This is a genomic window from Mycobacterium sp. 2YAF39, from assembly GCF_052114565.1.
Lineage (GTDB): Bacteria > Actinomycetota > Actinomycetes > Mycobacteriales > Mycobacteriaceae > Mycobacterium.
This window is the reverse complement of sequence record NZ_JBFREZ010000003.1, coordinates 389,800-402,971: the sequence shown is the minus strand read 5'-3', so window position 1 is coordinate 402,971 and position 13,172 is coordinate 389,800. Positions and strand designations below refer to the sequence as shown.

14 protein-coding genes are annotated in these 13,172 nt (G+C 64.7%); 2 read left to right on the top strand and 12 right to left on the bottom strand.

The window, feature by feature from the left end:
* Positions 1-77: 77 nt before the first annotated feature.
* The 5 genes from AB4Z42_RS11330 to AB4Z42_RS11310 all read right to left on the bottom strand — a co-directional run bounded on the left by AB4Z42_RS11330 (position 78) and on the right by AB4Z42_RS11310 (position 4,968).
* On the bottom strand, positions 78-1,151 hold the full coding sequence (locus AB4Z42_RS11330) for a phosphotransferase (RefSeq protein ID WP_442009251.1): 1,074 nt from the start codon (positions 1,149-1,151) through the stop codon (positions 78-80).
* Complete coding sequence (locus tag AB4Z42_RS11325; protein WP_442009250.1) at positions 1,148-1,987, bottom strand: mycofactocin-coupled SDR family oxidoreductase; 840 nt, start codon at positions 1,985-1,987, stop codon at positions 1,148-1,150. Before AB4Z42_RS11325 ends, AB4Z42_RS11330 begins: the two co-directional genes overlap by 4 nt.
* Before the next feature lie 40 nt (positions 1,988-2,027).
* Positions 2,028-3,239 carry a cytochrome P450 gene (locus tag AB4Z42_RS11320; protein ID WP_442009249.1) on the bottom strand — a complete coding sequence of 404 codons (1,212 nt, stop codon included), beginning with the start codon at positions 3,237-3,239 and terminating at the stop codon, positions 2,028-2,030.
* A gap of 138 nt (positions 3,240-3,377) precedes the next feature.
* Positions 3,378-4,196 carry an acyl-CoA thioesterase gene (locus tag AB4Z42_RS11315; RefSeq protein ID WP_442009248.1) on the bottom strand — a complete coding sequence of 273 codons (819 nt, stop codon included), beginning with the start codon at positions 4,194-4,196 and terminating at the stop codon, positions 3,378-3,380.
* 49 nt (positions 4,197-4,245) lie between these two features.
* A complete protein-coding gene (locus AB4Z42_RS11310; RefSeq protein ID WP_442009247.1) occupies positions 4,246-4,968 on the bottom strand; it encodes a TetR/AcrR family transcriptional regulator in 723 nt (240 codons plus the stop codon).
* Between the two features lie 122 nt (positions 4,969-5,090).
* Between AB4Z42_RS11310 and AB4Z42_RS11305 the strand changes: the two genes are divergently transcribed.
* Both AB4Z42_RS11305 and AB4Z42_RS11300 read left to right on the top strand, forming a co-directional pair.
* Entirely contained in the window at positions 5,091-6,266 is a 1,176-nt protein-coding gene (locus tag AB4Z42_RS11305; RefSeq protein WP_442009246.1) for an acyl-CoA dehydrogenase family protein, read from the top strand.
* Positions 6,267-6,274: 8 nt separating this feature from the next.
* Positions 6,275-7,057, top strand: coding sequence for an enoyl-CoA hydratase (locus AB4Z42_RS11300; RefSeq protein ID WP_442009245.1), 783 nt, complete (start codon positions 6,275-6,277; stop codon positions 7,055-7,057).
* 20 nt (positions 7,058-7,077) lie between these two features.
* On the opposite strand, the gene AB4Z42_RS11295 is transcribed toward AB4Z42_RS11300, so the two are convergent.
* From AB4Z42_RS11295 to AB4Z42_RS11265, 7 genes are read right to left on the bottom strand one after another with little or no spacing between them, the layout of a single operon-like run.
* Positions 7,078-7,884: an acyl-CoA dehydrogenase family protein gene (locus tag AB4Z42_RS11295; RefSeq protein ID WP_442009244.1), complete on the bottom strand. Its 807-nt coding sequence runs from the start codon at positions 7,882-7,884 to the stop codon at positions 7,078-7,080.
* 2 nt (positions 7,885-7,886) lie between these two features.
* Positions 7,887-9,029 (bottom strand): acyl-CoA dehydrogenase family protein, encoded by a 1,143-nt coding sequence (locus AB4Z42_RS11290; protein WP_442009243.1) that lies wholly within the window; start codon positions 9,027-9,029, stop codon positions 7,887-7,889.
* Positions 9,026-9,487: a nuclear transport factor 2 family protein gene (locus AB4Z42_RS11285; RefSeq protein WP_442009242.1), complete on the bottom strand. Its 462-nt coding sequence runs from the start codon at positions 9,485-9,487 to the stop codon at positions 9,026-9,028. Before AB4Z42_RS11285 ends, AB4Z42_RS11290 begins: the two co-directional genes overlap by 4 nt.
* Positions 9,471-10,703, bottom strand: a complete 1,233-nt coding sequence (locus AB4Z42_RS11280) for an amidohydrolase family protein (protein WP_442009241.1) — start codon at positions 10,701-10,703, stop codon at positions 9,471-9,473. Before AB4Z42_RS11280 ends, AB4Z42_RS11285 begins: the two co-directional genes overlap by 17 nt.
* A 2-nt stretch (positions 10,704-10,705) precedes the next feature.
* Positions 10,706-11,035: a hypothetical protein gene (locus AB4Z42_RS11275; RefSeq protein ID WP_442009240.1), complete on the bottom strand. Its 330-nt coding sequence runs from the start codon at positions 11,033-11,035 to the stop codon at positions 10,706-10,708.
* Positions 11,028-12,380: an aromatic ring-hydroxylating oxygenase subunit alpha gene (locus tag AB4Z42_RS11270; RefSeq protein ID WP_442009239.1), complete on the bottom strand. Its 1,353-nt coding sequence runs from the start codon at positions 12,378-12,380 to the stop codon at positions 11,028-11,030. Before AB4Z42_RS11270 ends, AB4Z42_RS11275 begins: the two co-directional genes overlap by 8 nt.
* 6 nt (positions 12,381-12,386) lie before the next feature.
* Positions 12,387-12,917: a carboxymuconolactone decarboxylase family protein gene (locus AB4Z42_RS11265; RefSeq protein ID WP_442009567.1), complete on the bottom strand. Its 531-nt coding sequence runs from the start codon at positions 12,915-12,917 to the stop codon at positions 12,387-12,389.
* Positions 12,918-13,172: the final 255 nt, after the last annotated feature.

The following is a 13,172-nucleotide window of genomic DNA, read 5'->3' as shown; positions in this document are numbered from 1 at the left end:
ATGCAAGCACCCGGATACCCGCGAGTGGTGGGTTTCCCGCAAATGACCTTCCCGCAAACGGCCTTCCCGCAAATGGCCTAAGCGCCGATGGCCTCCAGCGCCGCGCGCGTCTGCAGATCTACGAAAGCCGCGGAGTAGCGCTGCGCCAGGGCCAGACATATCTCGGCGCCCTGCCACGCGTCCCCTCCCGACAGCGTCGCCATCCAGATCGCCAGACCGTGTGCCACCGATGCGCGGTAGCGCAACCAGATCTCGTCGGCGCCGGGCAGTTCATCGGTAGGCAGCTCGAGGGCGCCGCGGTACTCGTCGAGCAGCGCTCGCTCGCCGCTGCGTCGGTCCTCGATCGTCAGCGCGCCCTGCAGGAAGTAGCCGAGATCCAGCGACCAATTGCCGCGGCGGGCCATCTGCCAGTCGAGGAAGCCGACCTCGTCATCGGGCAGCACATAGGTGTTGCCGATGTGCGGATCGCCGTGCAGCAAGGTCTGGTCCGAGCTCGTCAGCGTGCCGATGTAGCGGGCCCAGATGTCGACGAACAGTTCGGTGCCACTGAGCGCCGGAATCTCGGCGGGCACGGTGTCGCCCAACCGTTCGTGGGCGATGTGCAGTGGGGCGTACTCGAGTCCATTGAATGCGACGAACGGCTCGAGCCATCCGAGTCTCGGGTGCGCGGTGACACGCTGACCCCAGAACCGGCTGTGCATCCGCGCCAGCCCGCGCGCGCCACTGGCCGCCTGCTCGATGGTCATCGGCCGGGTGGAGTCGCGCGGGTCGGCGCCGCGTGCGACGACGTCCTCCATGATCATCAGGAAGTCCGAGCGGTCCTCGTCGATGAGCGCGGTGTAGACGGTCGGATGGTCGAGGCCGAGTTCGACGTCGGAGTTGAACAGTCGCGGTTCGTGGTACAGGCCGCTGGTGAGCGCGACGAGTTCGGCGTGGTCGGGGTCGACTGCCTTGGCGAACACGGTCGCCGGCCCCGAACCCGCCGAATACGTCAGCGCCAACCGCGCGCGCTTGTTGGTGCCATCGTCGCGGAGCACGACCGCCACCTCGTCGACCACCGCACCGGGATGGTGACGCGCGAGCGCCGCCGTCATCCAGTGCGGGGTGATGTCATCCCATCCACGCGGTAGCGACAGTTCCGCGACCGTCACTTCAGGCAGCTGCCGCCGTCGACCGGAAGGGTCACGCCCGTGACGTACCGCGCTTCGTCCGACGCGAGGAACAGCACGGCGTTGGCGACGTCCTCGGGTTCGACCCACCCGATCGGCAGTGTGTGCATCAACTGGCCGACGACCTTCATATCGTCGGGGCCCGGGTTCTCCAGGTCGGGACGGAAGAGCCTCATCGTGCCGTCGTTCATGAACAGTGGCGTGTTCACGTTCGTCGGATGCACCGAGTTCACCCGGATGTTCTGTGCGCCGAGCTCGACGGCGAAGGTCCGCATCAGGCCGACCACACCGTGCTTGGCGGCAACGTAGTGACCGGTGTGCGGGTAGGCCTTCAATCCGCCGACCGAGCTCGTCAGAATGATCGAACCGCCGCGGCCGCCCGCAAGGATATGCGGCACACCGGCTTTCACGGTCTTCCACACGCCACCGAGGTTGATGTCGATCATCGCGGTCCAGTCGGTCTCGCTGGTCTTGTCCAGCGTCTGGCCACCGTTGCCGATGCCCGCGTTGGCGACGATGATGTCCAGCTGGCCCATCTGCTCGACGCCCGCGTCGACCGCCGCCTTCAGCGCGTCGTAATCGCGGACGTCCACCTCTGCGGTGAAGATACGGCGGTTGTGTCCCTTCACCAGATCCGCGGTCTCCGCCAGATCCTCGGGTGTCGATGCGGCGATCAGGTCGACCGTGTCGATCTTCTTACAGATGTCGACGGCGATGATGTCGGCGCCCTCGGACGCCAATCGCACCGCATGCGCGCGGCCCTGTCCGCGCGCTGCGCCGGTGATGAACGCGACCTTGCCTTCTACACGTCCTGCCATGTGTTTATCGTCCTTCGGTGGTGGTTGGGTTTATCGGTATTCAGGAAACGAAGGTGGGCATGGATTCCCAGCCGCGAACCGCCGTGGTCTGAGACGGATGCGCGTTCGGCCAGTCGACCTCCCACGTCGGGAACCTCTTGAGGATTTCCTCGAGCGCGACACGGCCCTCAAGACGCGCAAGCGCGTTGCCCATGCAGAAGTGCGTGCCCGCACCGAATGTCATGTGCGAGTGCTGCTCTCGGTGGATATCGAAGACATCGCCGTTCGGCGGGAAGCGGCGGTGGTCACGGTTGGCGGAGCCGACGAGCATGAGCATTGCGGAGCCTGCGGGCACCGTGTGGCCGTAGCACTCGACATCCCGGCTGACGTACCGGGCGATCTGCAGTGCGGGCGGTTCCCATCGCAGGATCTCTTCGATCGCCTGTGGAATGAGTGCCGGGTTCTCGGCCAGTTCGCGACGCTGATCGGGGTTCTCGGCCAATGTCTTTCCTGCCCAGCCGATCAGACGCGTCGTGGTCTCTGCGCCCGCGGTCGCGACAACGGTCAGATACATGAGCAGTTCTTCCCGGCGCAGCCGCCGCACGGTCCCCGTCTCGTCGGTGAATTCGACGTTGAGCAGATCGGTCATGATGTCGTCGGACGGATGCTCGGTGCGATAGTCGATGAATTCGGCGAACACCTCGCCGGTAGCCATCAGGTCGACTTCCTTGCTCTGCAGGGTCGCTTCTCCGTGATCGGCCACCCGGCGCTGATGTTCCTCCGGAATGCCCAGCAGCATGCCGATCACCCGCATGGGCATCTGCTCGCCGAGGTCGTTGACGAAATCGAACTTGCCCGTTCCGACCAGCGGATCCAGGCAGCGGGCGGTGAACTCGCGGATCTGCGGCTCCAGTCCCAGGACCTTGCGGGGGGTGAACATCCGCGACAGCAGATTGCGATGGATGTTGTGGATCGGTGGATCCTCGAAGATCAGTGTGCCGGGCGGGATCTCCATGCCGGACTTGATGATCTCGAGCAGTGCTCCGCGCCCGGAGATGAAGGTTTCGTGATCGACGACCGCCTTGTTGACATCGTCGAACCGGCTCAACGCATAGAAGTCGTGCTTGGCGTTGTAGTACAGGGGCGCTTCCTCGCGTAGGCGTGCGAACACCGAATACGGGTCCATGTTGAGTTCGACGCTGTACGGGTCGTAGTACAACTCGTCCGCTGCCGCGGCATCCTGCACGTCGGAGTTTTCAGCACTGATCGTCACGTGTCGCCTCTCGCTGGACCAGGAATGTAAGACAAATGGCTGCAATTTGTCTCACAACTCTGGCATCGGCGCCACAATGGTGTCAACAAGAGACTCGTTTCGGGCAATTTATACTCTCTGCTTAAAAGAATTGGCTTCTCACTTCTGTTCCGCGAAGCGGAGAAGCGACTCCTGCCCGTAGGACGCGACCAGGGCGCCGTCCTCGGTGAGCACGTCGCCGCGACCGAAACACCTCCCGTGTGCCAGAACCGGGCTGTGCTGGCGCAACAGCAACCATTCGTCGGTCCGAAAGGGTCGGTGAAACCACACCGTATGCGAGGTGACCGCGGAGGTGAAGGTCGTGCCGTTGCCGCGCTGACCTGCGCCGTCGATCGGGCGCAGCGCCGTACCGATCAGCGTGAGGTCCGTGGCGTAGGCGGCCAGCGCTTGCGCCAGTGCGGGGTCCACCGCGGGGGTGCGCATCCAGAATTCGAACTGCGGGGGACCGGTGGTGGTTGCATTGAGGTCGACCGCTGCTCGCGTCTGCCACGGGATCAGGTCGAGCGGGATTTCGTGTTCCGGACCGAGCACCGCCCCGACGGCCTCGATCTGCTGGTGCTGGGGGCCGTCCTCGACGGCGTGCATGCTGATCGACGCGGTGGCGATGACGCCGCGACTCTGCGTGGCGGCGATGGTGACCGCGGCGAACGACCGTCCCTCATGGGCACGAATCGCCTGGTAGCGCACGGGTTCGTCGGCTTGTCCCTCCCGGGTGAACACCGCGTGCTGGGATTTCACCACCTTGTCCGGGCAGATCAGCGACGCGATGCGCAGGAACTGGCCGAGCAGCTGACCACCGAAGACCCGGTGGTATTCCAACTGCTGGTTCCGGCCCTCGAATTCGGTCGTCCCACCGTCGTCTGCCGACGACGCGACGATGTCCAGGCATCCGAGCAGATCGGTCCAGAGATCGGGCACTCGCCCAGTGTAAGTCAGATTCTCGGCGCCGAGAACGTAATTCTCGGAGCTAGCTGGCGGCCAATCCGTGGGCACAGAAGTCCCACAGTTCGTCTGCGGTGATGGGGTGTGGCCCGTCTTCGTCCAACTCACCGGCGGATTGCGCGGCGTTGAACATGACGGTCTGCATCGTCATGGCCGCCATTCGCTTCGGATTGATACCGGCACGCAGCTGACCTGCGGCGCTCGCCGCTTCCATCAGTTCGGTCAGCAGCGCGAGCAGCGGTGCATGGGCGATCTTGACCTCTGATGGATGCGAGACCAGAAGACGCGGAGCGAAGTCGGTGAACAACGGCCGTTGCGCCGTGGGGTCCGGACGTGACGACTCGAACAGCAGCTGGATCGCGACCCTCAGCCGCTCGATCGGTTCGTCCGGGCCGGCGGTGGCCGCGCGTATCTGGTCCGCGGACCGTGACAGGGCGTCTTCGAACAACGCCAGCAGCAATTCGTGTTTACCGTCGAACTGCAGGTAGAAGCTTCGCAGCGACTGACGTGACCGGTCGACGACCTCTTGCACGGTGAAGTCGGTGCTGCCCTTTTCGATGATGATCGCCTGGGCGGCATCGAGGAATCGCTGAACGCGTTGGGCTGCCCGGAGCTTCGCGGTCTTGATCGATCGCTCGACCGCGCGTTGCTTCCAGGCAGGTTCTTCGCTGGGAATTGTCACCGGCGGCTCGGATGCTGCCCGAGTAGGAAGAACATGGACTGACTGTACCGGAGAACGCCTTGCCATTGCGGTCCTCGACCCCCTCGCGGCCAACGTGTCAGAGATTGTAACTTTCTCACTTGGAGAATAGTATTCTCCTTTTACTGGTAACAGAAGTCTTACCAAAAATCTGATCCGCCGGGAGCGACGTGCAGCTGACCTTCGACGCTGACGTCGAGGCGTTCCGTTCGGAGTTCGTCGCGTTCCTCGATGAGCATCTGCCCGAGGATGCCGAGGCGCTGGAACGCTCGCGATCCAGCAGCCACGTGCCGGACTGGGCCCGGCGCTGGCAGCGGCTCATGTTCGACAACGGCTGGCTGCTGCCGGGCTATCCGCCGGAGTTCGGGGGCCGCAACGCCACGATCCTCCAGCAGTACGTCCACCAGGAGGAACTGGCGCGCCGCCGGTCTTATCTCACCTTCAACCCGCAGGGCGTCGGCATCATCTCCGCGTCGCTGATCTCGTTCGGCACACCCGGGCAGCAGCGGCGTTGGGCTGTCCCGATCCTGCGCGCCGAAATGACCGCGTCCCTGGGAATGAGTGAACCGGGCGCCGGGTCAGACCTCGCCTCACTGCGCACCCGTGCCGACGTCGACGGCGACGAGTTCGTCGTCAACGGGCAGAAGGTGTGGACCTCGGGTGCCCACGACGCCGACGTGCTCCTGACATTTGTTCGCACTGATCCCAATGCCGCCAAGCACAAGGGCATCAGCGTGTTGATGATCCCGACCGACCTGCCCGGCGTGGTGCGGCGGCCGTTCGCCTCGGTGTGCGATCAGGACGATGTGGACTTCAACGAGGTCTTCTTCAACGACGTCCGGGTGCCCGCCGAGAACCTCGTCGGCCCGCTGAACGGAGGGTGGCAGGTCGCCAGCGGATCACTGGGCCACGAGCGGAACATGTTGTGGCTCAGCTACGCCGACCGGTTGGAGGAACTCGTCGAGGACCTTCGTCCCTCCGGTGCGCTGGAGCGGGATCGGTACGCCACCCTGGTCATGGACAACCAGGCGCTTCGCCTACTCGGCTCGGTGGCGCTGGCGCGTGCCGAGCGTGGCGACGAGGACGTGGCGGCGCTGTCCGTCCTCAAGCTCTTCGGCTCCGAAGCTTCGCAGGCGGCATCCGAACACGCGCTGGCCGCGGCGGGCGTCGACGCCTTCGCCTCGCCGGGCTTCTCAGGTCCGTACAGCGCACACCACCTGGACCTCTACCGGAGCGCCTGGTTCGAGCGCTACGTGCGGACGTTCGGCGGCACCATCGCAGGCGGCACATCCGAGATTCAACGCAACATCATCGCCCAGCGCCTGCTGGGCCTACCCCGCAATTAGGAACTGACGTGTACATCGAATACGAAGTCGCCGACAAGATCGCCACCATCACGCTGAACCGGCCCGAGGCTGCCAACGCGCAGAACATCGAGTTCCTCGACGAGTTGGACGCCGCGTGGACCCGCGCCGCCGAGGACACCGACGTCGCGGTGATCATCCTGCGCGCCAACGGAAAACACTTCTCGGCCGGCCACGACCTGCGCGGCGGCGGACCCGTCCCCGACAAGATCACGCTCGAGTTCATCATTGCCCACGAACACCGCCGTTATCTCGAGTACACGCTGAAGTGGCGCAACGTGCCCAAGCCGTCGATCGCCGCGGTGCAGGGGCGCTGCATCTCAGGCGGTCTGCTGCTGTGCTGGCCGTGTGACCTCATCGTGGCCGCCGACGATGCGCTGTTCTCCGATCCGGTGGTGCTGATGGGAATCGGTGGCGTCGAATACCACGGCCACACATGGGAATTGGGGCCGCGCAAGGCCAAGGAGATCCTCTTCACCGGTCGCGCGATGACGGCCGACGAGGTGGCAAGCACCGGAATGGTCAACCGGGTCGTCCCGCGCGACGATCTCGACACCGAGACCAGGGCTCTGGCCGAGCAAATCGCCAAGATGCCGAGTTTCGCTCTGCGCCAGGCCAAACGTGCCGTCAACCAGACGCTGGACGTCCAGGGCTTCTACGCCGCCATCCAATCGGTGTTCGACATTCACCAGACCGGCCACGGGAACGCGCTGAGCGTGAGCGGCTGGCCGGTGCTGGTGAATCTGGACGAGATGAAGGCCAACATCAAGTAGAGCAGGCCCGGCGAGACGGGTCAGAGGTGGGCGAGGCGGGGGACTGAGCCGCGGGCCCGCAGCCCCGCTCCGGCCCTGCGCGTGAGTTCCTTTGAGCTGCCGAGCAACCCGTCGAGGACCATCGCGCGCTCGATATGGTGGTGCAGTTCGTGCTCGGCAGTGAAGCCGATGCCGGCCAGCACCTGCTGGCAGTGCCTGGCAGCGGTCAGTGCGGCTTTGCCCGCGGCTGCCTTCGCCAGCAGTGCGGTCAGGTCGGGGTTGTCGTCGCCAGGCAGGCTCAACGTTGCCTCTGCCCCCTCGATCGCCACCAGCGTTTCCGCCAGCCGGTGTCGGATCGCTTGGAAGGACGCGATCGGCCGGCCGAACTGAACCCGGTCCAGCGCGTGCTGGCGGGCCAGCGCGAGCATCGCCCGTGCCGAACCGACGAGCCACCAGGCGATCGCGCGACGGGCGTCGGGCAACCGTGGATGGCCGCCCTCTTCAACCCGGCGCAGTGGCAGTCCGCCCAGAGCCGTGCTCTCGTCTGCCGCGGTGTAGTCCCAGACCACCCAGCCGCCGCCTGCGTAGGGCAGTGCAGGCGTCGCACCTTCGGCCGGGCTGGAGGCCAACAGCACCACGTCGTTGAGAACCGAAGCGTGCGAACCCGTTTCACCCAGCAGCCGGAACACCAACGGTATCGCCACCTCGGACATGTCGGACAGCATCTCGGCCCAGCCCAGGTCGGCAAGTGCCGCGTCCAGTTCGGCACCCGAGGTCGACAGCATCGTCTTGCGCAGGCCGTCCTCGAGCAATTCGAGGGATTCGGCGTCCCATTCCGGACCAGCCATGATCACTCCTTCCCGAGGTCGAGGAGCCGGCGGGCGATGATATTTCGCTGCACCTCGGCGGTGCCTCCGTAGATGGTGGCCGCCCGCGAATACAGGTATTCAGTGCGCCATTCGGTGTCGTCGAGCTCGATGACACTGGGCAGCAGCTCGCGCGCGGTGTCGTAGAGTTGCTGTTCGGCGCCTGCCAACAGCACCTTGTCGATCGACGTGTCCGCGCCCAGTTTGTTGCCGTCGGCCAACCGAAGCTGGGTGGCCCGAGACCGGCAGCGCAACGTGTGCAGTGCCAGATACGTGTCGCCGAGTTCGGAATCCGCCGCCTGGCCAAGGTTCTTCACTTCGCCGATGAGTGAGTCGAACCGTGAATACAGATAGGCGATGCGTTGCCAGAAGCACGTCGAGCGCTCGTAAGGGAGCAGGTCCATCGCCAGTTGCCAACCGTCGCCGGGGTTTCCGAGCATACGGTCGGCCGGGACCTCGACGTCGTCGAAGTAGACCTCGCAGAACTCGTCGACGCCGTGCATCGTGCGCAGCGGGCGCACGTCGACGCCCGGACTGTCCATGTCGACGAAGAAGGCGGTGATACCCGCATGCCCCGGCCCTGTCCGGGTGAGCAGGACGCAACGTTTGGCGTACTGCGCGAAGCTGGTCCACACCTTCTGGCCGTTGATCACCCATGCCCCGGTATTCGAGCCACGCTGTTCGGCCCGCGTGGTCAGCGATGCGAGGTCGCTGCCCGAGCCCGGCTCGGAGAAGCCCTGGCACCACGTCTCCTGGCCCGACAACAGGCGTGGCACCATCTCGGCGGCGAGTTCGGGCCGCGCGTAGTCGATCATCGTCGGGGTCAGCACCTCGAGCATCGAGTACGGGCCGGGGTCGTCCAGACGGCGACCGACGACCTCCTCGCCGACGATCGCGCGCAGGATCATCGGCCCGCCGAGCCCGCCAGCGGATTCGGGCCAGCCCCAGCGCATCCAGCCCGCGTCGTAGAGCTCCTTCAACACCCTGGCGTGCTGCGCGTGCTGCGCGTCGAGCGAGTGGTCGCCGGGCGGCGGGGTCAGGTCATGGCTTTCCAGCCAGGAGACCAACTTTGACCGGAACTCGGCGACGGTTTGGAATTCGGTGCCGGCCGTCAGGTCGGTGGTCATCCCGCCTCCGGAGCCGCCCCGGCGGCGACATCGGCCTCCGGCCTGCCGATCGCGTGCGGGCGGCCGGAGTCGTGTTCTCCGCTGCGCCGGATGAATGTCATCGCGCGGGTCTTCAGCCGCCACCCGTCATCGGTGCGCACGTACGTGTCCTTGTAGTAGCCGATGCGCATGTCGTGTTTGGAGTGCTCGATGAAGCACAGCGGCTGTGTCCCGGTGGCGGCGTCCGGGTTGTCGGGGTCGAGGTCGATCAGTGCGGTGCCCGTCATGAACAGACCCTTGGGCGCGGCGTCGACGAGTTCGGGAAACCGGGCGAGCGTGTAGGTGGAGCCGAACGCGCTGTACGTGCCGTCCGGGGTGAACACCGAGATCAGACCGTCGATATCGCCCTGCGTGATCGTGACCGCGTATTTCGCGAGCGTCTGCTGGATCTCGACCAGATCCTCAGTTCGATTGCTCATGTCGGTAGACCTTACCGCCCTTCATTACAAAGCTGACGTCTCGTGTAACGGTGATATCGGCGAGCGGATCTCCTGGCACGGCGATGATGTCCGCGAGGTACCCCTCGGCGATGCGGCCGAGGTCCGGTTTGTCGATCAGATCGGCGGCGACGACGGTGGCCGCGCGCAGCACGGCGGCCGGGGACATGCCCCAATCGACGAGCGTGACGAGTTCGTCGGCGTTGCGACCGTGCGGGATCGCAGGGGCGTCCGAGCCGACGGCGATTTTCACCCCCGCTTCGTAAGCCGCCTTGATCGACGTGCGCGCCTTGGGGAACATCTCGGCGGCCTTGTCCTGCAACTCCTTCGGCGCCCTCGACACGTCCATCGCCTCGGCCAGTCTGCGGGTGGTCACCAGCCACCGATCGTTGTCCACGAGCATCTGAATGGCCTCGTCGTCCATCAGGAACCCGTGTTCGATGCAGTCGATTCCGCATGCCACGGCGTGCTTGACCGCTTCGGCGCCGTGAGTGTGTGCGGCCACGCGCAATCCGCGACGGTGGGCCTCGTCGACGATGGCCAGCAGTTCCTCGTCCGAATAGTGTTGCGCACCAGCCTCGCCGGTCATCGACATCACTCCGCCGGAAACGCATACCTTGATCAGCTGGGCGCCGTGCTTGATCTGATAGCGCACCGCCTTGCGGATCTCGTCGACGCCGTTGGCGATGCCCTCTTCGACGGTGAGCTCGAGCGCACCGGGCATGAACGCGGCGAACATCGTGGGGTCGAGGTGACCGCCTGTCGGCGTGATGGCATGCCCGGCAGGGATGATGCGCGGTCCGTCGATCCATCCCGCGTCGATGGCCTTGCCGAGCGCCACGTCGAGCAGATATCCGCCGGTCTTGACGAACAGCCCGAGGTTGCGCACCGTTGTGAAGCCGGCCCTCAGCGTGCGCCGTGAATTGCCGACCGCGCGCAGCACCCGGGTCGCGGGGTCATCCTGCACCTGGGAAAGGCCGGGATTCTCACCACGCCCACCCATCAGCAGGTTGACCTCCATGTCCATCAGGCCGGGCAGCAGGATCGCGTCACCGAGATCGATGACCTGATCGTCTGGGCGTTCCTGTCCCTTGCCGATGCCGACAATGCGATCCTCGTCGATCCGGACGATGCCAGGTCGGACGATCTCGCCGGCGTCGACGTCGAGTAGACCAGCGGCTTTCAGGGTCAGACCCACCGCTAGACCACCGGCTCCTTGATCAGCTGGATATACGAGGCGCCGCTGTCGAGCACGCGTGGTTGCTTCCACACCTCGATCGGGAAACTCACCATGACGATCGACTGGCCCAGGTGCACAAGGGCTTTGGCGTCGTCAGGCATTCCGGCGAGCGGGAAGCGGGCATCGACGTAGACCATGATCTCCTCTAGGCGCGCCATGCCCGCGTCATACAGCTCCTGCATCTCGTCCATCGTGGAGTTCAGCCGCTTCTGGTAGCGCTCTTCCTCGGTGGGCAGGCACCAGTCGCTGAACCGCTCGAGATCGGCGAATTCCTCCGGCAGCTTAGACATTTGCCCCCTCCTTTTCGGCGGACTTTTCGTCACTGGACACGGATTTGCCGTTGGCCGAGCCGTTTCCGTTTGCCTTGGCTTCCTTGTACCTGTCAACGTACTGGTGCGCGGTCATGTGCAGGTGGCGCAGCAGGATTTCCTGATCGCACAGCGGGAATTCGGTGACGACCCGGGTGCCGATCTGCGTCTGCGTGGCCTCCAGCGTGTTGGCGTCCTGGAATGCGTACTCCTTGAACGTCACCGCCGCGAGTTCCTGAGAAAGCCGCTCGCGCAGGTTCTTCGGCGGCACGAAGTAGAGGTCCGCCTCGAAGATGTGCTTGTCCACCGCGGTCGGCCAGTAGTTGTAGGTGAGGTACCAGCCAGGCGCCCAGAACAGCAGCGTGAAGTTCGGGAAGAACTCGAAAGAGTCGGTGCCCCAGGTCTTGTGACGGCCAGGGTTGATGGCCGGCGGCAACTCGTCGGGCAGGATGCCCTTGATGTCCGGGCGGTCCCACGGTCCGAACAGACCGCTGTGCAGGATCTGCTCGATGGGCTTGACCATGCTCAGGTCCTTGGGCGGAGACATCCCGCCCCACGACGACACCATCGAGTGATCACCCTTGATGTCGTACGCGAGCGCCTCGAAACCGAACTTGGCCAGCTTCTCGGCCTCCTCCTTTTCCGCCTGCTTCATGTGCAGGATCGGCGCGTGGTAGAACTCGGTGAACGCGTCGATGAACAGCTTCCAGTTCGCGTTGACCTCCGAGCGGTAGCTGTAGTGCTCGGTCATCTCGTGGAACGGGTAGCCCTCGAGGCCTTTGGCGAAGTCGCCGAGGTACTCGCGCAGCGGCGCGGCGTCGTTGTCGAAGTTGATGAAGATGAAGCCTTCCCAGACCTCGCAGCGCACGGACACCAAGCCGTAGTCGCTCTTGTCGACGTCGAAGAACTCGCCCTCCTGTTGGATGAAGGTCAGGTCGCCCTTGAGGCTGTATCGCCAGGCGTGGTACTTGCAGACGAACTGCCTGCAGCTGCCCGACACCTCCTCGCCGGGGTAGTCATTCCATACGAGCTTGTTACCGCGGTGGCGGCACAGGTTGTAGAAGGCCCGGACTTCGTTGTCGGTGTCCTTGACGATGATCACCGAGGTGCCTGCGCCCGCGGACGGCATCTCGCGGGTGAAGTAGCTGCCCTTCTTCTTCAGCTGTTCCACGCGGCCGACCTTGAGCCAGGTCTTCCGGAAGATCGCCTGCTGTTCGAGCTTGTAATGCTCCGGGTCGATCGAGTCCTCATAGTTGACCGGCGCGGTGCCGAGCTCAGGCCAGTTCTCTGTCCAGCTACCTGCCGCCGGCTTAGGGAAAAATGCCACGGTGTTCTACCTCTCCTGGTCGGGTTCGACGCCAAACGTGTTGATGGCCATGGCGAGTGCGCCATAGCAGCCGATCGTGAAGACGAGGTCCATGCGTTGGCGCTCGTCGAGGTGCTGAGCCAGGGTCGCCCACGTCGCATCGGAGACCTGTGAGTTGTCCTCCAGTTCGTCGACGGCCGCGATCACGGCACGGTCGAGTTCGTCGGTGGCCTCGCCGCGCTGCAGGCCCTCGATGACCTCGTCGCTGAGTCCCGCCTCACCGCCCATGCGCACGTGGTGGCGCCATTCGTACTCGCAATTGCGCCGATGGGCGACTCGCAGCACCGCGAGTTCGCGCAGCCGGTCCGGCAGCGGCGAACTGAACATGAGGTGGTTGTTGAAGCGCAGGAAGGATTTGGTCAGCTTCGGATGGCGGACGAGTGTCGCCAGCAGATTGCCCGCGGCCTCCGGGTTGCGGCGCTCAGGGGGCAGCATGCCCGACAGCGCGTTGTCGACAGCCTCATCCCACTGGTCCGCGGGTAGCGGGGGCACACGCACCGGGTGCTTCCTCTCGTTCACGAGAATCAGATTCTCATATTTGGTCAACAGATTTCCACCTTTCTTGCTGATGGTCAATCCCGGTCACCAGATGTGCGGGTCATCGGCCTGTCACTTAGGACCCAACGGTGCTGCAAGACGGCCATGCGAGCGCTTTCGGACATTGATTCTCGCCGGGAGAGAAGATAGTTTTCTTGGTTAGAGAACACCACTGGGTAACTAGTGTGGGTAGAACCACGGATTTCGACGGAGGGA